Source organism: Kordia antarctica (assembly GCF_009901525.1).
Taxonomy (GTDB): Bacteria; Bacteroidota; Bacteroidia; order Flavobacteriales; family Flavobacteriaceae; genus Kordia; species Kordia antarctica.
The window spans coordinates 4,893,952-4,915,199 of sequence record NZ_CP019288.1 but is presented as its reverse complement, the minus strand read 5'-3'; the positions used below and the strand labels follow the sequence as shown (position 1 = coordinate 4,915,199).

The 21,248-nt window shown below is 32.8% G+C and carries 19 protein-coding genes; 8 read left to right on the top strand and 11 right to left on the bottom strand.

All coding sequences use genetic code 11. The features are described from left to right. Positions 1 to 10: 10 nt before the first annotated feature. Both IMCC3317_RS20470 and IMCC3317_RS20465 read right to left on the bottom strand, forming a co-directional pair. On the bottom strand, positions 11 to 946 hold the full coding sequence (locus tag IMCC3317_RS20470) for a carboxypeptidase-like regulatory domain-containing protein (protein WP_160131335.1): 936 nt from the start codon (positions 944 to 946) through the stop codon (positions 11 to 13). Between the two features lie 14 nt (positions 947 to 960). Further along, positions 961 to 1,734, bottom strand: a complete 774-nt coding sequence (locus IMCC3317_RS20465; protein WP_160131334.1) for a 3'-5' exonuclease — start codon at positions 1,732 to 1,734, stop codon at positions 961 to 963. A gap of 107 nt (positions 1,735 to 1,841) precedes the next feature. Here IMCC3317_RS20465 and IMCC3317_RS20460 point away from each other — a divergent pair, with 107 nt between their 5' ends. The 3 genes from IMCC3317_RS20460 (at position 1,842) to IMCC3317_RS20450 (ending at position 4,126) form a co-directional block, all read left to right on the top strand. Beyond that, positions 1,842 to 2,468, top strand: a complete 627-nt coding sequence (locus IMCC3317_RS20460; RefSeq protein ID WP_160131333.1) for a hypothetical protein — start codon at positions 1,842 to 1,844, stop codon at positions 2,466 to 2,468. Positions 2,469 to 2,880: 412 nt separating this feature from the next. Next, a complete protein-coding gene (locus tag IMCC3317_RS20455; protein WP_160131332.1) occupies positions 2,881 to 3,459 on the top strand; it encodes a Crp/Fnr family transcriptional regulator in 579 nt (192 codons plus the stop codon). An 85-nt stretch (positions 3,460 to 3,544) separates the two neighbouring features. Further along, on the top strand, positions 3,545 to 4,126 hold the full coding sequence (locus tag IMCC3317_RS20450; RefSeq protein WP_160131331.1) for a hypothetical protein: 582 nt from the start codon (positions 3,545 to 3,547) through the stop codon (positions 4,124 to 4,126). 148 nt (positions 4,127 to 4,274) lie between these two features. On the opposite strand, the gene IMCC3317_RS20445 is transcribed toward IMCC3317_RS20450, so the two are convergent. The 4 genes from IMCC3317_RS20445 to IMCC3317_RS20430 form a co-directional block, all read right to left on the bottom strand. Beyond that, entirely contained in the window at positions 4,275 to 5,603 is a 1,329-nt protein-coding gene (locus IMCC3317_RS20445) for a dihydrolipoamide acetyltransferase family protein (RefSeq protein ID WP_160131330.1), read from the bottom strand. An 80-nt stretch (positions 5,604 to 5,683) separates the two neighbouring features. Next, the gene (locus IMCC3317_RS20440) at positions 5,684 to 6,805 is read right to left on the bottom strand and encodes a glycosyltransferase family 2 protein (protein ID WP_160131329.1); all 1,122 of its coding nucleotides are present in this window, start codon (positions 6,803 to 6,805) and stop codon (positions 5,684 to 5,686) included. Between the two features lie 12 nt (positions 6,806 to 6,817). Beyond that, positions 6,818 to 7,438: a recombination mediator RecR gene (gene recR / locus IMCC3317_RS20435; protein WP_160131328.1), complete on the bottom strand. Its 621-nt coding sequence runs from the start codon at positions 7,436 to 7,438 to the stop codon at positions 6,818 to 6,820. A gap of 371 nt (positions 7,439 to 7,809) precedes the next feature. Continuing rightward, positions 7,810 to 8,655 carry a T9SS type A sorting domain-containing protein gene (locus IMCC3317_RS20430; protein ID WP_160131327.1) on the bottom strand — a complete coding sequence of 282 codons (846 nt, stop codon included), beginning with the start codon at positions 8,653 to 8,655 and terminating at the stop codon, positions 7,810 to 7,812. Between the two features lie 322 nt (positions 8,656 to 8,977). Here IMCC3317_RS20430 and IMCC3317_RS20425 point away from each other — a divergent pair, with 322 nt between their 5' ends. Beyond that, entirely contained in the window at positions 8,978 to 10,489 is a 1,512-nt protein-coding gene (locus tag IMCC3317_RS20425) for a sodium:solute symporter (RefSeq protein ID WP_160131326.1), read from the top strand. On the opposite strand, the gene IMCC3317_RS20420 is transcribed toward IMCC3317_RS20425, so the two are convergent. Beyond that, the gene (locus tag IMCC3317_RS20420) at positions 10,466 to 10,822 is read right to left on the bottom strand and encodes a CoA-binding protein (RefSeq protein ID WP_160131325.1); all 357 of its coding nucleotides are present in this window, start codon (positions 10,820 to 10,822) and stop codon (positions 10,466 to 10,468) included. The genes IMCC3317_RS20425 and IMCC3317_RS20420 overlap by 24 nt on opposite strands. 209 nt (positions 10,823 to 11,031) lie before the next feature. On the opposite strand from IMCC3317_RS20420, the gene IMCC3317_RS20415 reads away from it, so the two are divergent. Beyond that, a complete protein-coding gene (locus IMCC3317_RS20415; protein WP_170293862.1) occupies positions 11,032 to 13,500 on the top strand; it encodes an outer membrane beta-barrel family protein in 2,469 nt (822 codons plus the stop codon). Between the two features lie 801 nt (positions 13,501 to 14,301). Here IMCC3317_RS20415 and IMCC3317_RS20410 read toward each other — a convergent pair. Beyond that, positions 14,302 to 15,318: a 3-oxoacyl-ACP synthase III family protein gene (locus IMCC3317_RS20410; RefSeq protein ID WP_160131324.1), complete on the bottom strand. Its 1,017-nt coding sequence runs from the start codon at positions 15,316 to 15,318 to the stop codon at positions 14,302 to 14,304. 408 nt (positions 15,319 to 15,726) lie between these two features. On the opposite strand from IMCC3317_RS20410, the gene htpG reads away from it, so the two are divergent. The 3 genes from htpG to IMCC3317_RS20395 all read left to right on the top strand — a co-directional run bounded on the left by htpG (position 15,727) and on the right by IMCC3317_RS20395 (position 20,370). Beyond that, the gene (gene htpG / locus IMCC3317_RS20405) at positions 15,727 to 17,610 is read left to right on the top strand and encodes a molecular chaperone HtpG (protein ID WP_160131323.1); all 1,884 of its coding nucleotides are present in this window, start codon (positions 15,727 to 15,729) and stop codon (positions 17,608 to 17,610) included. Between the two features lie 114 nt (positions 17,611 to 17,724). Further along, positions 17,725 to 19,377, top strand: coding sequence for a serine hydrolase (locus IMCC3317_RS20400; protein WP_160131322.1), 1,653 nt, complete (start codon positions 17,725 to 17,727; stop codon positions 19,375 to 19,377). A 105-nt stretch (positions 19,378 to 19,482) separates the two neighbouring features. Next, a complete protein-coding gene (locus IMCC3317_RS20395) occupies positions 19,483 to 20,370 on the top strand; it encodes an RluA family pseudouridine synthase (RefSeq protein WP_160131321.1) in 888 nt (295 codons plus the stop codon). Positions 20,371 to 20,460: 90 nt separating this feature from the next. Here the strand turns inward: IMCC3317_RS20395 and IMCC3317_RS20390 are convergent, their stop codons facing one another. The 3 genes from IMCC3317_RS20390 to IMCC3317_RS20380 all read right to left on the bottom strand — a co-directional run bounded on the left by IMCC3317_RS20390 (position 20,461) and on the right by IMCC3317_RS20380 (position 21,247). Continuing rightward, on the bottom strand, positions 20,461 to 20,610 hold the full coding sequence (locus tag IMCC3317_RS20390; RefSeq protein ID WP_160131320.1) for a hypothetical protein: 150 nt from the start codon (positions 20,608 to 20,610) through the stop codon (positions 20,461 to 20,463). Positions 20,611 to 20,770: 160 nt separating this feature from the next. Continuing rightward, on the bottom strand, positions 20,771 to 20,977 hold the full coding sequence (locus IMCC3317_RS20385; RefSeq protein WP_160131319.1) for a hypothetical protein: 207 nt from the start codon (positions 20,975 to 20,977) through the stop codon (positions 20,771 to 20,773). 129 nt (positions 20,978 to 21,106) lie between these two features. Continuing rightward, complete coding sequence (locus IMCC3317_RS20380) at positions 21,107 to 21,247, bottom strand: hypothetical protein (RefSeq protein WP_160131318.1); 141 nt, start codon at positions 21,245 to 21,247, stop codon at positions 21,107 to 21,109. Position 21,248 lies beyond the last annotated feature (1 nt).

Below are 21,248 nucleotides of genomic sequence, written 5' to 3'. Positions count from 1 at the left end.
ATTTTTTACCTTAATTCGTTAATTTTATTTTAAAAGCTGGTGCTACAACTTCATTTTCTTTGAAATCTGAACGTGGCATTTTTAGTTCTCCCACTTTTTTCCAACCGTTAACCGACATATAATAGGAAAACGATTCGCCGTTTTCTTCGGTAATTCCTTTAAAGATTGGCGCGTATCTTTTTTGTTTTATATTTCTAACTTTCATTGTGTCATTCACTTTGAGATGAATAATTTCTTCAAAAGCATTTTCTTCAATAAATAAATGTTCTACAATGACAAAAAAACCTTCTCGCGGAACTTCTATTCCGTTCGCAGGCATTTTTATTTTTTCTTTTGCTTGCTTATAACTTACCTCAACAATAAAAGGAGTTACCAAATCATCTTTGGGCATTTTAGCTACTGTTGAAGAGACAATTCGCAATCTAAATTTTGCATTTTGCCTTCCTTCTTTATAGAAAAATATAGAAACTTCTTTTAAATAATTTTTAGCTCCTAACAATTCATTAAACGAATAATACCGTGCAAACATTGACGGATATGCGCCTCCGCTAAAATTTCCTAAGCCAATACTTCGTCTTCCGCGAAATGAGTTGACACGTACCGTTTTTTCTTTTTCTGAATTGGACAAATGTACAGCATTCAAAAACTCAACAGATGGTTTCATGTAAATTACTACGTTTTTTCCTCGTTTAATCGTAATTTTCTTATCCACAAAACCAACACAGGAAATATTTAGTATTTTTCCTAACCATTTGTCAGGCACAGTAAATTCAAAAAAACCATTTTTGTCAGTTGTTGTTCCTTTTTTTTCTGTTGGAATAATGAGATGCGCGTATGCTATCGGTTCTTTTGTGTTTTTATTGACAATAGTTCCCGAAATATTTTTTTGCGCTTGCGCGAAGCATAAATTTAAAAATGTAATGAGTAGTATGGTAGCGTTTCTCATAACCATTTTTAGTGCTAGAATTTTGTATTTAGCTTTCTTAGTTTGATTGCTGTGAGTACTTTTTTCGTGTAGAGCGGAAAGTTTGCGTTTAAAATCCAGCCAAAATAACCAGGTTCTTCTTCCAAGACAGTTTCTACTTTTTTCCCTTTGTGTTTTCCAAACGAGAAAACTTCTTCATCTTCTTTATTATATATGATAAAACCAGCAAAATCTGCCATTTTTTTACGCGTCGTAAATTCGCTTAGTTTTTTCATATCATTCTCTAGTTCGTCATACCGATCTAGTTGTGATTTCAAAACTTCATACGTAGCATTTGCATCTGCTTCTGCGCCATGTGCACCTTCTAGTTCTTTTCCACAGTAAAATTTGAATGCCGCTGATAATGTCCGTTTCTCCATTTTATGGAAAATAGTCTGCACATCTACCGATACTTTATTTTTCATATCAAAATCAATATCTACGCGCAACAATTCTTCTGCCAATAATGGAATATCGAATCGGTCAGAGTTGTAACCTGCCAAATCGCTATCTTTAATCATTGCATAAATATCTTTAGAAAGCTCTTTAAAAGTAGGCTCATTTGCAACTTTATCATCAGTAATTCCATGAATTTCGGTAACGTGTGGTGGAATTGGCATTTCAGGATTTACCAACCACGTTTTGCTCTCTTTATTTCCGTTTGGATATACTTTGAGTATCGCAATTTCCACGATTCTATCTTTTGCTACATCAATTCCAGTTGTTTCTAGATCGAAGAAGCAAATGGGATTTTTTAGTTTTAATTCCATTATTTTGTTTAAAAGAGTAAATTTACCATTATTACAGAGGAATCAAAATTATTTTGTGGTATAATAATTGATTTTGATGTATTATTAACAATAAAATTAAAACAACTGTGTTCAAGTCTATTTTAACTCCTTTTTTACTGTGTTTTTGTTGGATACTTTCCACGAACGCACAAACAGAAGAACTTGAAATTGTTGAAGTTAAAGGCACTAAAAAAATCACGTTTTACGCTATTAATCATACAGAAACTTTAAAAGAAGTGTTCTTTAAGGTTGATGGAAAAGGATTTCGGAAAAGTAGTTATCGTCCTGTGATTAAGAAAGTTCCCGCTAATACTAAAGTTAAATTAATAACACTAATTCCGCTGAAAAATGCAACTCCAGAATTTACTTATTTTTCTTCTTTTGAAGATAAATTACAAGTGTTAAACTTGGAAACTAGCGTGAAAAACTGGAAAACACTTGATGGTTTAATTGACAAAGGCGAAACGATTATTTTCACCAAAGATGAATGTACAAAATGCGAGAAATTGATTGGAATGTTACAGGCAAACCGAATTCGACATAAAGCTTTTAATATTTCTGAAAACGAACGTTATAAAGATTTTTTTTGGAAGACGATTTCTAAAATGAAACGCCGAGATGTGATTATTTCTTCCATTCCAATCGCAATTGTAAAAGGGAAACTTCATGAAGGTTTGGATTTAATTTCTTTTATTGAATCACTTAAGAAATAGATCGCTGCGCTTTTAGATTAGCTTGTTTGTGTGTTGATTTGTTTGTTCGTTATTTGTTAATTCGTTAATTTGTTTTCTCTCATTCGCTAGCGCGATTTTGTAAATCGTGCCGATAAACTGACTAAAAATATTTGTGAATTCGTGGCGGAAAAAGTATTCGCTTTGCTTTTGGTATTTTGGTATGTGAATTATTGACACATTTGATAAACTTATAAACCCTTAAACTTTTAAACTAAACTTACGCTAGCGCGAGTTTGTAAATCGTGCCGATAAACTGACTAAAAATAGTTGTGAATTCGTGGCGAAAAAAGTATTCGCTTTGCATTTGGTATTTTAGCATGTGAATGTTTATCCAATGCAATAAACTTATAAACCTTTCAACTTATAAACTTATAAACTCTTAAAAACCTTTATGAATCCTGAATTAGAAAAAATTAAATCATACATAAAAAACGTTATTCAAATGGATGACGAAACTTTCAATCTAGCACTCGATTATTTTGTCATCAAAAAGATAGAAAAAGGCGATTATCTACTTAGAGAAGGAACTATTTGTGGTCATATTACTTATATTCAAAAAGGGCTTTTTAGAACCTATTACTTAAAAGATGGAAACGAAATAAACACCTGTTTCTGTATGGAAAATTCGATTACATCATCACATGAAAGTTTTGTAAATAGAACAATTTCAAAAGATTATATTCAAGCTCTTGAAGATGCTACAATTATCTCTTTATCCTATGAAAATTTGATAAAATTGTATAAATTAAACATCAAATGGCAATCACTTAGTAGACTATTAACAGAGAAAGAATGTGCGCGTTTGTCTGAAAGAATACATACGTTAAGTTTTGAAACTGCCAAGGAAAAATACTTGCATTTACTTGAAAATCAACCAGAAATTATTCAACGCGTTTCTATTCAACACATTGCTTCTTATCTTGGTGTTTCAAGAGAAACACTAAGCCGAATTAGATCGAAAATTTTATAATACCAATAATTCCACGATTGTGACATATGTCAATTGATCCTATTTTTTATTCGCTGAATTTTGTTAAAATTTAAAAACTCAGAGAATGGATATATTATATTACTTAAGTGCTTTATGCTTGTTACTATTTATGGTTTTAGCAACTTATGACGGATTTTATTTACACATATGGAAATATGAATTATTCAAAAGAAAGGAGAGCGCATTTGAACATAAAACACATACTATCAGAGCCATTTTATTTCCTTTAATCGTTTGGTTTTTATTCATTAATACGGATGCAACTAGTTTCTGGATTGCCATTGTACTTATTAGTATTGACTTTTTAGCTTTAGGAATAGACGCATATTCCGAAGATGACAGTAGAAAATCTATCGGAGGATTACCAAGATGGGAATACATTTTACATCTTTTTGCAAATAGTTTTCATTTTGCGTCCATCTTTTTAATGATTGCAACCAGAGTCGAAATCACAGAATCTGCATTAGTTATCAATGAAATAACTACGAATACTTTTGCGCAACAAGTCATTCAATTTATTTCAGTTAATATTATTCCTGGAGCTATAATTTTAGCGTTTGTTCACTTTATTTTATTGTTTCCGAAAGGAATATCTATTTGGAGTAAAAGTGTGTTTTGGCTTAAGAATAGATTGGTTTGCTGTTAGGTGTTGGGTTTGGGGTCGCTTCGCTTTTGGGTTTTGGGTTTTGGGTATTAGGTCGCTACGCTTTTGGGTTTTGGGTTTTGGTGGATTTGTTTCCACTCACAACTCATAACTCACAACTCCATAACTCATAACTTTTAACTTTTAACTTTTAAATATCTCTATTAACATCCCAAGCTTCTAAATAATCAGCAACTTGCTTTACAAACTGTCCGCCAAGTGCGCCATTCACAACTCTGTGATCGTATGAGTGTGATAAGAACATTTTGTAACGGATTCCGATGAAATCACCTTCTGGCGTTTCAATCACCGCAGGAACTTTTCTGATAGCTCCTAACGCTAAAATTCCAACTTGTGGCTGATTTATAATCGGAGTTCCCATAATACTTCCAAACGTTCCAACGTTCGTAACTGTGTACGTTCCGCCTTGAATATCGTCTGGTTTCAATTTGTTCGTTCTTGCTCTTTCAGCTAAATCGTTTACCGCTTTTGCCATACCAACTAAGTTCAGTTGATCTGCATTTTTAATGACAGGAACAATTAAATTTCCGTCTGGTAACGCTGCCGCCATTCCCAAGTTTATGTTTTTCCTTTTAATAATCGTATCGCCATCAAGCGCAATATTCATCATTGGGAAATCTTTCAACGATTTTGCAACCGCTTCCATAAATATTGGTGTAAACGTTAGTTTTTCGCCTTCACGTTTTTCAAAGCTATCTTTTGCTTTTTTACGCCAATTCCAAATATTTGTCACATCTACCTCAACAAAACTTTGTACGTGTGCCGCTGTTTGAACCGAAGCTACCATATGATGTGCAATGAGTTTCCCCATTCGTGTCATTTCTATGATTTCGTCGCTTCCGTTTACAGAAACTGGAGTTGCTACTGTTGCTTTTGGCGTTTCTTTTATCACTTTAGCCGCTTCTTGAACTGCTGCTTTTGGAACTGCCACTTCTTGTGATTGTTGTGTTTGACCACTATTTATATAGTCAAGAATGTCATTTTTAGTAACTCTTCCTTCTTTTCCTGTTCCTGCAATATTATCCAATTGTTCAACGGAAATTCCTTCTTCTTTCGCAATATTCTTGACTAGTGGAGAATAGAATTTCTCAGAAGTTGAAAAGTCATTGGTTAATGTTCCTTTTTCCAAAGTTACTTTATGCGATTCTAATTCGGCTTCGGCTGGCGTTCCTGCTACAATTACTTCTGGAGTTGGTGCTGTTTCTGCGCTTCCTTCTCCTTCAGTTTCAATAATAGCAAGTGTTTGTCCAACTTTTACAACATCATCTACATTGAATAGTATTTCAACTAAAATACCATCAACTTCACTCGGCAATTCAGAATCTACCTTATCTGTTGCGATTTCTAACACCGCTTCATCAGCTTCAATTGTGTCGCCAACTTCTTTGAGCCATGATATAATTGTCGCTTCTGCAACACTTTCTCCCATTTGTGGAAGTTTTAGTTCAAATTTTGCCATATCCTTAATCTAAAGATGTTATTTTATATTATTTTGCGAAAATACTAAATAATATGATTTTTTATTGAATTATTTTCAATTTAATTCTTCTTCAACATTAGCACTTCTCCTCTATTTTTAGAAGAATCGCTACCGAGGATAAAAGTACTGTTTTTTGGGTATATTTTGTAATATCCAAGCTGTTTTTCAAAGATTTGAATGATACTTTTCATATCAACAAAGTGAGTATCAAATATAATTTCCGTATGATATTTATTTTCTGTTTGATGAACTAAGCGATCTAAATCATCAACTGGCACACATATTTTACCATTGTAAACGGTTTGAAGCTGCTCAAAACGAGTTGCATCATTCGTAACAATTATACATTTTTGAATGTTTTTGGAAACTTGTTTTTCTGAGGTTGAAAGTAACGGAATTACTTTCGCGCCAAGCGTAACCGCAATATCATAGATAAAATTTCTTTTGAAATGTTTTTTATAGAATAATTGCATTGCGCCGTAAAAACGATTTGCATAGGTTTTGTCTTTTAACGTACTTTCTCCTTTGTAATGAATCACCGAAGTTTTGCCATAATAGTAGTTTTGAAAACCTGCTTTTATGATTTTGTATGATAAATCTATGTCTTCGCCATACATGAAATAATCTTCGTCAAATCCAGCGACAGCTTCATACACACTTTTTTTTAACAGCATAAATGCTCCTACTAGAATTTTTACTTTACCAATTTCATTTTCATGGAGATTAGAATAGTATCCTGAATTTTTATTGCCTAATATTTTCTTTACAGAAACCATTGGCGTTGGAATGTTGCGCTTGCTTTCGGGCAGAAATGTTCCGCTTCCGTCAATGAGTTTGCAACCAATTGCACCTAAATTCTCCTTGCTTTCCGCGAATGCGAGTAATTGCGAAAAAGTATCTTCTGCAACAATTGTATCAGGATTTAAGATACAAACATATTCACCTTTGGCAAGTTTGACACCTTGATTGTTGGCTTTGGCAAAACCTACATTTTCTGTATTCGCCAAGAGTTGAATCTCTGGAAAAGTGTTTCGCATCATGTCGCAACTGTCATCTGGCGAATTGTTATCCACGACAATTATTTCTGCGTCCATTTCCGAAATAGCGGATTGCACACTGCGCAAACACGCTTCTAAAAAGTAGCGCACATTGTAGTTGAGAATGATGATAGAGAGTTTCATGAAGCTATGTTTTTATGAACTCTTTAGTGAATTTTCAAACGGAACTCTGTTCAAAATACTTCTTCCAAGTGTAACCTCATCGGCGTATTCTAATTCGTCACCAACCGAAATTCCACGAGCAATGGTAGAGGTTTTTACTTCGTAATTTTCTATTTGTTTGTAGATGTAGAAATTCGTTGTATCGCCTTCCATTGTTGAACTTAGCGCAAATATGATTTCTTTTACTTTTCCTTCTTTTACTTTTTCAACCAAACTACCAATGGTGAGATTGTGCGGACCAATTCCGTCTAACGGAGAAATTTTCCCACCCAAAACATGATATAAACCTTTGTATTGCGCCGTACTTTCGATTGCCATGACATCTCGAATGTCTTCTACAACACAAATGATTTCTTGTTGGCGATTCGCATTGATGCAAATGTCACAAATTTCCACATCCGAAATGTTGTGACAGCTTTTGCAATGCTTTATTTCCGTACGCAAATCTTGCAACGCGCTTGTTAAATGCAACGTTTGACTTTCTGGCTGACGTAATAAATGCAAGACCAACCGTAATGCAGTTCGCTTTCCGATTCCTGGAAGTTGCGAAATTTCATTGACTGCGTTTTCTAATAGTTTTGAGGAGAATTCCATGAGGGCAAATTTACGGTTTTTTGGCTTTGGAAATTGAAAATGAAGTTGAATCTGAAGCTGAAATGTTTACTACTCGTCAGATCGAGTGAAATTCTGGAAGAATTTTGTATCGAGATCAACTCAGCAGAGCTATCGAGATTCAGCTTAGAAATAGCGAATACTTCTCAATAGTTCTATTGAGCGGAGTCGAAATGCAATTTTCTTCATTTTATTCCAAAAATTACTCGAAGTGACGGTTTTGGAACTGAAATATGACTGTGAATCCTTTGAAGTATTGTTTTAACGTTTTAAGACCTTATTGTAAGGCAGATATGGGTAGTTTTTAAAAACTATTGGCTTCCGCAATCCGCTACCGTTATGTGTGTTTTTTTTTATTCCTTGATTATTTTTTTAATTATCGTTTTATTTTGTGATTGAAATTTGATAAAATAAATTCCTGAATTGAGGTTAAATAAATCAATTTTATTGTTTTGTAGTTTTTTACTCATGACTAATTTTCCATTCGTAGAATAAATCTTAAAACTTTCTACAGACAAGTTTGAGTTAATCGTTAATTCATTTTTAGTAGGATTTGGGAAGACATTTATTGCATTGTAATTAAATTCATTTATTCCTAAAGTACAATTTTCATTATAAGTTGTAGAAATGTCTTTGCACCATTCATTATTATTACAAGTTTGATTGTTGGCATAGACTTCATCATCAACTTGAATGCAAACTAAATTAGGTGAACTATCTGTCCAAAGTCGTACAAGGTTTTGATTGTTACCATTTTGGATATTTAAAAACTCTAATGAATCATTGACATCACATTCTAATGATGTCAAGTTTATATTTGATGATAAATCAATACTTACGACTTGATCGATATCCCAACATCTTAAAGTTTCTAAATTTATAAGTGATGAAACATCAAACTCAATAAATGGATTATCAGTACAATATAATTTGATAAGATTAGAAAAACTTGCAATTCCTTCAAGAGAGGTAATGTTTTTAAAACTAATATTTAAGCTGATAACTGATTCGGCTTCACTAACTTGAATCTCTCCATCATTGTTTAAATCTGCATCGGAATCATAAACTCCATTATTATCTATATCTACAACAATGTCATTTACTAAAGCATTTTTAAAATTTGCGTCTGGAATATTTACTATTTGAGCCTGACATACAAAAGAAGTTATTAAAAAAGTAAGTGTGTAGATTTTCTTCATAGATTTTATATTTTGATTTGATTTTCTAATAATTGTTGCCAACTTTTATGGTTAGTTACGATTGCTAGAACGAAGTTAGTAAAAAAAACGAACCCGTGGAAAATCCGTAATGTTTTCCTAGTATAAACAGAACGAGCAATTGACTATAAACTCTGTATCTTTTGCGAAACTAAAAGCCGAAGCGATCATATATTCTAAAAGTCAATGTAATAGACTTATTTTTTAAATCTTTCCACAATCAAACCCTTGAATCTTAAATTTTTGAATTTTTAAACAGCGCAAAGCATTGAAGTTCGTATTTTGCAATCCACAAATTATATTTATGCAACCAATTCATATTTTACTCCTTATTGCCGGCTATTTTGGCGTTTTAATTTTGATCTCGTATTTCACGGGGAAAGATGATAGCAACGAATCATTTTTTAGAGCTTCGCGAAAGTCGCCTTGGTATATTGTAGCTTTTGGAATGATTGGCGCATCGCTTTCGGGCGTGACATTTATTTCCGTTCCAGGTTGGGTGGAAGCTTCTCAGTTTAGCTATATGCAAGTTGTTTTCGGATATTTGGTTGGGTATTTTATTATTGCATTTGTGCTGATGCCAATTTATTATCGCTTGAATGTAACCTCTATTTATCAGTATTTGGAAGACCGATTTGGAGTCGTAAGTTATAAAACGGGTGCTTTTTTCTTTTTAGTTTCAAGAATTTTGGGTGCTTCTTTTAGATTGTATTTGGTAGCAATTGTGTTGCAACGGTATGTATTTGACGCTTATGGAATTCATTTTGCGGTTACCGTAAGTTTATCTGTTTTATTGATTTGGTTGTACACATTTCGTGGCGGAATTAAAACAATTGTTTGGACAGATACGCTACAAACCTTGTTTATGTTAGTTGCCGTTGGCGTTGCTATGTATTTGATTTTGACGAATCTTGATATGAGTTTTGGCGAATTTTGGAACTCAGAAGCGCTAGAGAAATACAATAAAATCTGGTTTACAGATAGCTTTATGGCGAAAGATTATTTTCTAAAATCGTTCCTTGGCGGATTGTTTATTGCAGTTTGTATGACAGGACTCGACCAAGATATGATGCAAAAGAATTTAACCTGCAAAACACTTGGCGATGCGCAAAAAAATATGATTTCGTTTAGTATTGTGTTAGTTGCTGTAAACTTGATCTTTTTATTATTAGGAGCATTATTATTTATGTATGCTAGCGCGAATGATATTGCAGTTCCTATAATGGACGGAAAACCAAAAACCGATTTGCTTTTCCCAGAAATTGCACTCAACGGCGGATTGGGAATTTCATTGGCTGTTGTTTTCTTATTAGGTTTGATTGCCGCTGCATATTCTAGTGCCGATTCTGCATTGACTTCATTGACAACTTCTTTTTCCGTAGATTTTTTGGGCGTTGAGAAAAAGCCAGAAAATAAGCAAAAAGGAATTAGACAACTGGTTCATATTGGAATGTCAGTCGTATTGATTATTGTCGTGATTATTTTTAATAGTTTGAGCAATAAAAGCGTGATTGATAGTATTTTAACAATCGCAGGGTATACATACGGACCATTATTAGGATTGTTTGCTTTTGGAATTTTCACCAAATATAAAATCGTTGATAAACGCGTTTGGATCGTTACCGTAGTTTCGATATGCGTGACGTATTTCTTAGCGAATTTCGGGAATTACTACACGTATTTCACCGCAGACGTTGCCAATCTCGCGGAAGCGACAACACTAGCTAAAGAGAATTTTTATCAGTTTGGATATGAATTGTTACCGATTAACGGATTGCTAACGTTTATTGGTTTAGTATTGATTAGACGCCAATAAAACCAACGTACACGCAACTTCGTGTTCTATATTTTTTTCGGTAAGTAATTTATAAAATTTTGGATTTTCGGTTCCTGGATTAAAAATGACACGTTTTGGCTGTAACGAAATGATGTAGTCATAAAAATCTACTTGTACAGATGAGTTTAGATATAAAGTAACTGTATGAATATCTGAGTATTCCACCAATTCTGTATCAATCTGAATTCCGCTAATTTCTCCTTCTTTTAATCCGTATGCAACAACTTCGTGATCGTTTGCTGCAAGTTTTTGTATCGCTTTGTAGGAAAAGCGATGTGGCTTCATAGAAGCGCCAAGTACTAGTGTTTTCAATAGGTTATACTTTTTAGGTTACGATTTAGGTTTACTTACTGGTAATAAGACTGCAAATTTAATCATTTAAAAAATGCAACTGTGTTATTTGTTAAAATATGTTAAAGTGTGTTAAATGCCGTAACACAATATATTTTGAGGCGTCAAGTATGCATGCTTCAAGTAAATCTGAAGCTTCATCAATCAAAAACAAAAAACGAACAAATTAAATGAAAAAACTAATCACACTTTGCATGGTGATGCTATGCTTTGCATTACATGCGCAAAATTCAGAACCCAAAATCGGAACTATTGAAGGAAAAGTTGTGGACGCACGAACACAAGAATTAATTCCGTACGCAACTGTTGTTATTAAATCCAAAACGGATAACAAAATTTTAACTGGAGCTATTTCAGATGACAACGGAAATTTTAAAATTGAAAAGATTCCCGCAGGATTTCTTATCGTGGACATTCAATTTATTGGATATGAAACTGTGACAAAAGAAGTTACGATTTCAAATGATAACAGAACGGTTTCACTCGGAACTATTGCTTTAGCAGAAAGTGCTACGACATTGAATGAAGTAGAAATTGTTGCCGAACGAACTACTATTGAACAGAAAGTTGACCGAAAAGTAATTACCGTTGGAAAAGATTTGGTCACAAGTGGACCAACAGCTTCCGATATTATGAACAATTTACCTTCTGTTAGTGTAGATCAACAAACAGGAGCAATTAGTTTGCGAGGAAATCAAAACGTTCGTGTGATGGTTGACGGGAAATTATCAAACATTCCGACAGCACAATTGTTAAAGCAATTGCCTTCTAATTCTATCAAAAAAATTGAACTAATCACAAATCCTTCTGCAAAGTATAATCCTGAAGGAATGAGCGGAATTATCAATATTGTATTGCATAAGAATGTAAAAATCGGATTTAATGGAAATATAAATATTGGACTGACACGTGAGCGTGAGTCTAAGTTTAATAGTTCTATTGATATGAATTACCGTAATGGAAAATTTAACTTATTCGGAAACTACGGAAACAATATTTCTAAGAATGCTAATAATGGAAATATCACTAGAGTAGATGATAATTCAGAACAATTGTTTAGCTTTTTAGACAATCGTAAGACACATTTATTTAAGGTTGGTGTCGATTTTTATTTGAATGATAAAAACACACTTTCATTTTTTACGAGTCAGAATATTACGGATAGTAAAACTGATGGTGATACAGATGTTTTTTTCTATGACGATCCGCAGTTTAATAACTTCCAAGATTTCTTAGCAAAGAATGATAATTTTTCATCTCAATATAATTTTAATTATAAATTAGATTTGGATGATGAAGGTCATAATATTGAATTGGAAGTAGATTATAATGTGTATGACGCTGATGATAATATTGATTTCAATTTTTCAGGAGCAAATACATTTCCTAATTATATTGATGAAACCGAAACTGCTAGAGATCGTATTACAATTAACTTAGATTATGTGCGTCCTTTAAAAAATAAAGCGAAGTTAGAACTTGGTTTAGAAGCGCGTTTATTCAATTCTAATATTGATTATCAATCTAGTGGATTTTCATTTACCGACATCGGAAATTTACGCAGAACGCCAAGTACAGATTTTGAGTATAGTAGAGATATTTATTCTGCATACGGAACCTATGGAAAGCAATTTGAAAAGTGGTCATATCAAGTTGGTGTACGCGCAGAAAGTGTTCAGGTTAACGCAAATGCATTGTCAAGAGAAGTTGCATCAACCGATGTTACAACTATTGATTTTGATAATGATTATGTTCAGTTTTATCCATCTGCATTCTTTACATATTCTCCTTCTGAGAAAAATTCATACCAAGTAAGTTATAGCAGGCGTGTTGATCGTCCTGGAATTGGACAAGTAAATCCTATTAGAGAATGGAGTACGCCATTGATTACTTCTTTTGGAAATATTAATTTACAGCCACAGTTTACAAATTCTATGGAAATAAATTATACTCGAAAGCTAGGAAATAAAGGAACCATTACTGGAGGAGTTTTTTACAGACTTATTGAAGATGAGATCAATAGAGCCGTTTTTGTAGATCGTACCGACTTGAACAGATTGATTTTAACACATGATAATTTTGACAATACTTCAGCCTACGGAGTTGAGGTTTCAAGTAATTACAGACCCACAAGTTGGTGGAGTTTGAATGCTAGTTTTGATTTCTTTGCGCAAACTCAAAAAGGAATTACAGAATCATTGAATGCTCCAACGGATGTTGCAACAGTTGATAATATAATTAGTGAAACAGTTGAAGTTGATAATACTGCTTGGAATTTTAGAATGTTTAACAACTTTAAAGTTTCTAAAAAAATAAACCTTTCTGCGTTCGGATTGTACAGAGGAAGCGCCAAAGGTATTCAGTTTGAAACCAAGCCAATGTATTTTATAAATATTGGAGGTCGTTATAGTTTTGCAGAAGGAAACGGAACGTTGAGTGTAAACTACAATGATATTTTTAACACCATGCAATTTGGTTTTAATGGTGATAGACCATTTAGACAGGAAGGATCATTTAACTGGGAAAGCAATACTGTTTCCGTAAGTGTTTCATACCGTTTTGGTGGTAGAAAATACAGAGCAAAATCGCGTAAGCAACGTGATAATGATGAAAAATCTGGAAGTGGTGGATTTATGTAAATCGCTTCATATTAATTAAAAAATAAAATATCTAAAACAATTTAATAGCTTCAATTAGTATTGATGGTTAGTGTTAATTGCAAGTTATTAATGAAAGAAAACCTTAGTTGTGCACAACTAGGGTTTTCTGTTTTTATATGATTTTTTTGAGTTTAAATATTTTCTAAAATGCTATTAATCTATAAACTAGGACATTTGAACCAAAATAGTGTTAAAATTCTACTAAGCAGTAATTGTTTTTCAAAAAAAATTACAATTTTGTTATTGAAAAAGTTATTCAGTATTGATTACATAGGTTGATTATTCGAATTTAGCACTCTAACAAATACCCTAAAATATTGCATAACGTTTATTAGATATTTATATCTATAGAAAAATCCCAAGCTCATGAGAACTTGGGATTTTTATTTTTTTTAGAATTTTTACTGTTGTTTGGTTTGATAGTGTAAATTGATTGCTCTACGTCAGTTTCATGAACAACCTTCAAATGATTTTAGTAAAGTTTCAAGATAACAAACTTCATTTTTTAATTTTTTATTTTCTTTTTCTTTGTTCGCCCAAAGAAAAGAAACAAAAGAAAGTGCGTTTTCCAGAGGTGTTTTTAGTTTTTTCTCTGAAAAACTAAAACCGCATTCATTTTTCTAAATTTTTTCCAAGGCTTCAAAAATTCTTAACGAAAAATAAATACTACACTACGGAAAAAGAACGAATTGTGAAAAAAAATAATCTATCAAATTATGAGTCAGCACAACCACACACATCTTCAAATTGAAAAATTTTCAAATTGACACATTCAAAGATTTACCATTTAATAATAACACTTCCCCAAGTGAATCCACTTCCGAAAGCTGCCAATACCACAGTATCGCCTTCTTTCACTTTTCCTTCCAGCCATGCTTCTGTCAGCGCAATAGGAATTGACGCTGCGGTTGTATTTCCGTAACGCATAATATTATTATATACTTGATCGTCGCTTAATCCAAATTTTCGCTGTATAAATTGAGAGATTCTTAAATTCGCTTGATGCGGAATTAACATGTCAATGTCTTCTTTTTTCAAGCCATTTTGCGTTAAACCTTCCATAATGACTTCGCTAAAACGAACGACTGCATTTTTAAATACAAACTTTCCATTCATCTTTGGATAATAGGATGTGTCTTCTACTCCATTTTCATGATCTTTTAAAATATCATTTACCCAACGTGTTCCCATTCCTGGCGCCGTAAGCACTAATTCTTCAGCATGTTCACCTTGTGAGTGTAAATGCGTTGATAAAATTCCACGATTATTGTCTTCACTTCTTGTCAAAACTGCGGCTCCAGCTCCATCTCCAAAAATGACAGAAACACCTCTTCCGCGCGTTGTCATATCCAAACCATGTGAGTGTAATTCCGAACCAATCACCAAAACGTTTTTGTACATTCCTGTTTTAATAAACTGATCTGCTACCGAAATTGCATATATAAATCCTGAACATTGGTTCCGTACATCTAACGCGCCAACGGTTTTAATGTCTAATGCTTTTTGAACTGCAACTCCTGGACCAGGAAAATAGTAATCAGGACTTAAGGTAGCAAAAACGATAAAATCAATATCATCTTTATCAATTCCTGCGCTGTCAATAGCTACTTTCGCAGCTTTCACGCCCATTCCTGTAGTAGTATCTTCACTGCCTTTTATGGCATATCTTCGTTCTTTTATACCAGTTCGTTCCTGTATCCATTCATCATTTGTGTCCATTAATTTAGACAAATCACCATTTGTCACCACGTTATCTGGCACGTAATGTCCTAATCCTATAATTCTTGATGTATACATAAAGTATTGATTTTTAATTTTCAATGCGAAATCGCACTATAAATTTACAAATTCTTAAAAAATTGAAAGACAATATTAAGCATTAATAATTATATCTTTTAATGAAATGAATGCACTTAAACGAAAAAGCACATTTATTTTTAAATAAATGTGCTTTAAAACAACCTAACCAATAAATAAACAATTGATTAAGGAATTATTCTTTTTCTTAGCAATTTCTATCCTTAATCAGATATATGATATATCGAAATGATTATTGATTCCTTACAAGAAATATTGTTTAATTTCAAAATAAATGATTTTGACACGTATTATGTCATCTTGTCACTTGTGTGAAATTGGTATTTTTTTTGAAATGAAACTCATCAAACAATACAAATTTTTATTTATAAACTAAAAAGATAACAAATGGCAACAGGAAATATTAATGTATCTGTAGAAAATATTTTTCCTTTAATTAAGAAGTTTTTATACAGCGATCACGAAATCTTTTTAAGAGAAATTATTTCTAACGCTACTGATGCTACGCTAAAGCTTAAGCATTTAACAACTATTGGTGAAACAAGCGTTGAATACGGAAATCCAGTCATCGAAATTAAAGTAGATAAAGAAGGAAAAAAACTGCACATTATTGACCAAGGAATTGGAATGTCTGCGGACGAAATTGAAAAATATATCAATCAAGTTGCTTTTTCAGGAGCAGAAGAATTTTTAGAAAAATACAAAGATTCTGCCAAAGATTCAGGAATTATCGGACATTTTGGACTTGGTTTCTATTCTGCCTTCATGGTAGCGGAAAAAGTAGAAATTATTTCTAAAAGCTATAATGAAGATATTCCAGCCGCACATTGGACATGTGATGGTTCGCCACAATTTACACTAGAAGCACACGATAAAACGGAACGTGGAACCGAAATTATTTTACACATTGCTGAAGATTCTACGGAGTTCCTAGAAGATTCAAGAATCAATGAATTGTTAGTAAAGTATAATAAATTCATGCCTGTTGCAATTAAATTTGGAACGAAAGAAGAAACGTTACCACTTCCAGAAGATGCTGCAGAAGACGCAAAAGCAGAAACAATTACCGTTGATAATATCATCAACAATCCAAATCCTGCGTGGACAAAACAACCTGCAGATTTAGAAGATGAAGATTATAAAAAATTCTACCGAGAATTATATCCAGCGCAATTTGAAGAGCCTTTATTCAATATTCACTTAAATGTAGATTATCCGTTTAACTTAACTGGTATTTTATATTTCCCAAAACTTGGGAATGATATGAATATGCAGAAAGACAGAATTCAATTATACCAAAATCAAGTATACGTTACAGATAATGTAGAAGGAATTGTACCTGAGTTTTTAACGATGCTAAAAGGTGTCATTGATTCTCCAGATATTCCACTAAACGTTTCGCGTTCATACTTACAAGCAGATGGAAATGTAAAGAAAATTGCTTCGTACATTACACGTAAAGTGGCAGACAAATTAAGTTCTTTATTCAAAAACAATAGAGAAGATTTTGAAGCAAAATGGAATGATATCAAAATTGTGATTGAATACGGAATGCTTTCAGAAGATAAATTCTTTGAAAAAGCTGATAAATTTGTATTATATCCAACTGTTGATGGAAAATACTATACGTACGAAGAATTAAACGAAAAAATTAAAGATGCACAAACGGATAAAGATGGAAAAACAATCATCTTATACGCGTCTAACAAAGATCAACAACACAGTTATATTGAAGCTGCGAAAGATAAAGGATACGAAGTTTTATTACTAGATTCTCCAATTGTTCCGCATTTAATTCAAAAGCTTGAAAGTTCAAAAGAGAATATTTCTTTTGCACGTGTTGATGCAGATCACATTGATAATTTAATCAAAAAAGACGAAGAGCAAATTTCTAAACTTTCTGACGAAGAAAAAGAAACGTTAAAAACTACCTTGACAGAAGTTGTTCCTGCGGATAAATATACGGTTCAATTAGAAGCAATGGATTCTAATGCTTCGCCATTTATGATTACGCAACCAGAATTTATGCGTCGTATGAAAGAAATGCAACAATCTGGCGGCGGCGGAATGTTTGGAAATTTCCCAGAAATGTATAACCTCATCGTGAATACAAATCATGAGTTGGTTGGACAGATTCTAAGCACTAAAACAAAAAAGAAACAAGAACGCTTAATCAAGCAATCGCTAGATCTAGCACGACTATCTCAAAATTTACTTACGGGAGAAGAATTAACACAATTCATCAAACGTAGTTACGAGATGATAAAATAACTCTATAAAATAATTGGTATCTTAAAGCCTCTTCAAATGAAGAGGCTTTTTTTGTAACTAACTATTAATTTCATCGTCAAACATTCATTCAATCAAATCAAAAACAATCAACACATGAAACCAATCTTAAATTTAAAACTGCTCTTTTTACTACTTTTCGTATCAATTCCGTCTGTGCAATTTGCGCAAAACATGGAAGAAAAAATTGATCAATTAATGAGCAATCAATACAAAACAGACGATTCTGGAGCGACTATTTTAATTGCCAAAGAAGGAGAAATCGTATATCGAAAAGCATTTGGGAAATCGAATCTGGAATTAAATACAGACATGATTCCTGAAAATGTTTTCGAAATCGGATCCATCACAAAACAATTTACAGCCGTTGGTATTTTAATGTTATTAGAAGAAGGAAAGCTTTCGCTAGATGATGAAATCACAAAGTTTATTCCTGATTATCCAACCCAAGAAACCAAAATTACGGTGCATCACTTACTCACGCATACTTCTGGAATTAAAAGTTATACATCAATTCCATCGTTAAGAGATTTTGCTCGAAAAGATATTTCGCCAACAGAATTGATTGATGCTTTCAAAAATGAACCGATGGATTTTAAACCTGGTGAGCAATATCTTTACAACAATTCTGGATTTGTATTATTAGGATATATCATTGAAAAAGTAAGTGGAATGCCCTATCCTGAATTTCTTCAAAAACGAATTTTTGACGAGTTAAAGATGAACAATTCATTATATGGAAGTAAATATACGATCGTTAAAAACAGAGCTGCTGGTTATCAAAAACAGGAAACGTATTTGAATGCAGATTACATTAGCATGAACATTCCGTATGCGGCTGGTTCCATAATGTCAACTGTAGACGATATGTATTTGTGGCATAAAGCGGTTAGAAACAATGCGTTAATTTCTAAAGAAAGTCTAGCGAAAGCGTTTACAAATTACACACTTAACAATGGCGATAAAATAAATTATGGCTACGGTTGGGCAATGAATATGATAAATGAAGTTCCTGTTATTGAACATGGTGGCGGAATTTTCGGCTATACAACACAAGGAATTTATGTTCCTAGCGAAAATGCATATGTAATTATTTTGACGAATTGTAATTGCAATTCGCCAAGTGAAATTGCGTTTAAAATTGCAGCAATTGCTATTGGAAAACCGTATCCTGAACTTTCAAAAAAAGTAACACTTACCAAAGAACAATTGCAAAAATGGGTTGGCGCTTATGAATTTGAAGATGGCGTTGTTCGGTTTGTTTCGCTAAAAGACGATCAATTGTACAGTCAACGTTCGGATGGAAATGCGGCTTTTAAAATTTTCCCGCTTACGCAGAATCGTTTCTTTTTTGAAGATAGTTTTGCGGAATATATTTTCAGCGATGGAACACCTAAAAAAGTAGTTTTCAAGAGTAATATTAACGTTTCAAAAGGTGTTGAAACTGATAAAAAAATGGCGGAAAGCAAAAAAGAAATTCAGCTTTCAGAAGAAGTTCTAAAAAAATATATTGGAACGTATGAATTAGCTCCTACCTTTTTTATTGAAGTAAATGTAAAAGGAAATCAAATTTTTGCACAAGCTACCAACCAACCTAAATTTGAACTCTTTGCGGAATCTGAAGATAACTTTTTCTTAAAAGTTGTGGAAGCAAAAATCACTTTTCAAATTGATGAAGTAACTAAGATGCCCAAGAGTCTTATATTGCATCAAGGTGGACAGAATATACCTGGAAAGAAGATTAAGTAGAATTTTAGACTAGTTAGACTGTTAGACTGTTAGACTGTTAGACTGTTAGACAAAAAAACCACTTCTTTCGAGGTGGTTTTCATATTTTTACTAAAACTATTATTTTTGAAACTACTCGAAACACATATCGTCCCAAAACTTGAAAATTCTGTGCGAATTCAAGAATATGATGTTGCTGTGTTTGAAAGCGTTCTAACTAAAAGTTCGCTTAAGAAAATCATTAAAAAGAAGCTTCTTTTGATTAACGGAAACGTTGCAACAACGGCAACTTTTGTTTCAGAAAATGATACAATTGAAATTTATGCAGTAGCAACAATTCCAAAGAAAATTTTCAAACTAGCAATTTCGGTGGTTTTTGAAGATGATGATATTGCAATCATCAATAAACCTGCTGGATTTCCCACAAACGGAAATTATTTTAAAACCATTGAAAATGCATTACCGCATAATTTAAAACCTTCGCACGCACCAGATAAATTACCGTTTCCAAAACCTGTGCATCGTTTGGACAATCCAACATCAGGAATTTTGATTGTTGCCAAAACCAAAAGCGCACAATTTCACTTATATAAACAGTTTGAATTGCAAGAAGTTTCTAAAGTGTATGAAGCTATTGTGATTGGGAAAACAAATCTGCACGGCGAGATCAATTCGGCTGTAGCCGAAAAAGAAGCATTAACAATATACGAAACGATACAAACAGTTTCTTCGCTGCAAAACGGATACCTTTCGCATGTAAAATTGTTTCCAAAAACAGGAAGAACGCACCAATTACGAATTCACTTAAAAAGCATCAATCATCCAATAATTGGCGATCAGATTCACGGAAAAGACGAAGAAAATTATAAAAAAGGAATGTTTCTGTGTGCAACTTCAATTCAATTTACACATCCAAAAACGAAAGAAAAGTGTTCGTTTACTGTTGAACCACCAAATAAATATCGAATTTTCCTAGAGCGAGAAGCGAGACGATTTTTGAAGTTTAACTCGTAGATTGGGTAGATTTTCTTAGATTGTTGGACTACTTGGATTTTTAGACTTATTGAAAGAAAGAAAGAAAGCGAACCGAAGTTCGCTCTGTAATTATGAAGAAATATATTGTGTCATTTTCTGCATAAGCTTGTCTGCACTTTTTGCTTTGTTGATCGTAACTTCAGCAGTAATGGAATGAATTTCTCCACCTAAAACTTGTTGTGCGTTCTTAAATTTGAATGTTTTCAACTTGTTGATCATAATTATATGTGTTTTAAAAAATTAATAACCAAAAAGATACAAAAAAAAGAGCAAACCTACGTTTGCCCTTTTGTCAACAATTAAAATTTTAAAAACCCCTTTTTATAAAATTAATGTTGTTGCTGCTTTTATTTTAAATCATGAATGATATTATTTAAGCTTAACATATAATCGTTTGACATGGATGACAACTTCCCCAGGAATCCACAGGAATTGGTTTTAATGTATGATCTGTATCTGGTTCTATATGGCAAATTTGAACAGAATAACAACCTGCAGTTCTATAAATTCCTCCTTTTACTGTTTCATTGATGTTTGAAATTGACTTTTTGTTTAATTGCAAACTCTTTAAATTTCGCTTTTTCATATCTAATATATTTTTGTAGTTATATCTAGTAGGGTTTATTGTGAAGATTCATTACCCAAAAAAATGAAAAAACTTGAAATTTTAAATAAAAAGCATAAAAAAAGCGAACCGAAGTTCGCTTGTATTGTATTAGTGTAACCAACAATCAAAGCAGGTATTGCAATAGCTACCGCCACCTGTACCGCCTTTTAGTTTGTCACTTTCTTTTACTTCTAGTTTTGAAATGTTTTCTTTAACTAGTTTGAGATTTTTTAGATTCTTTTTTTTCATG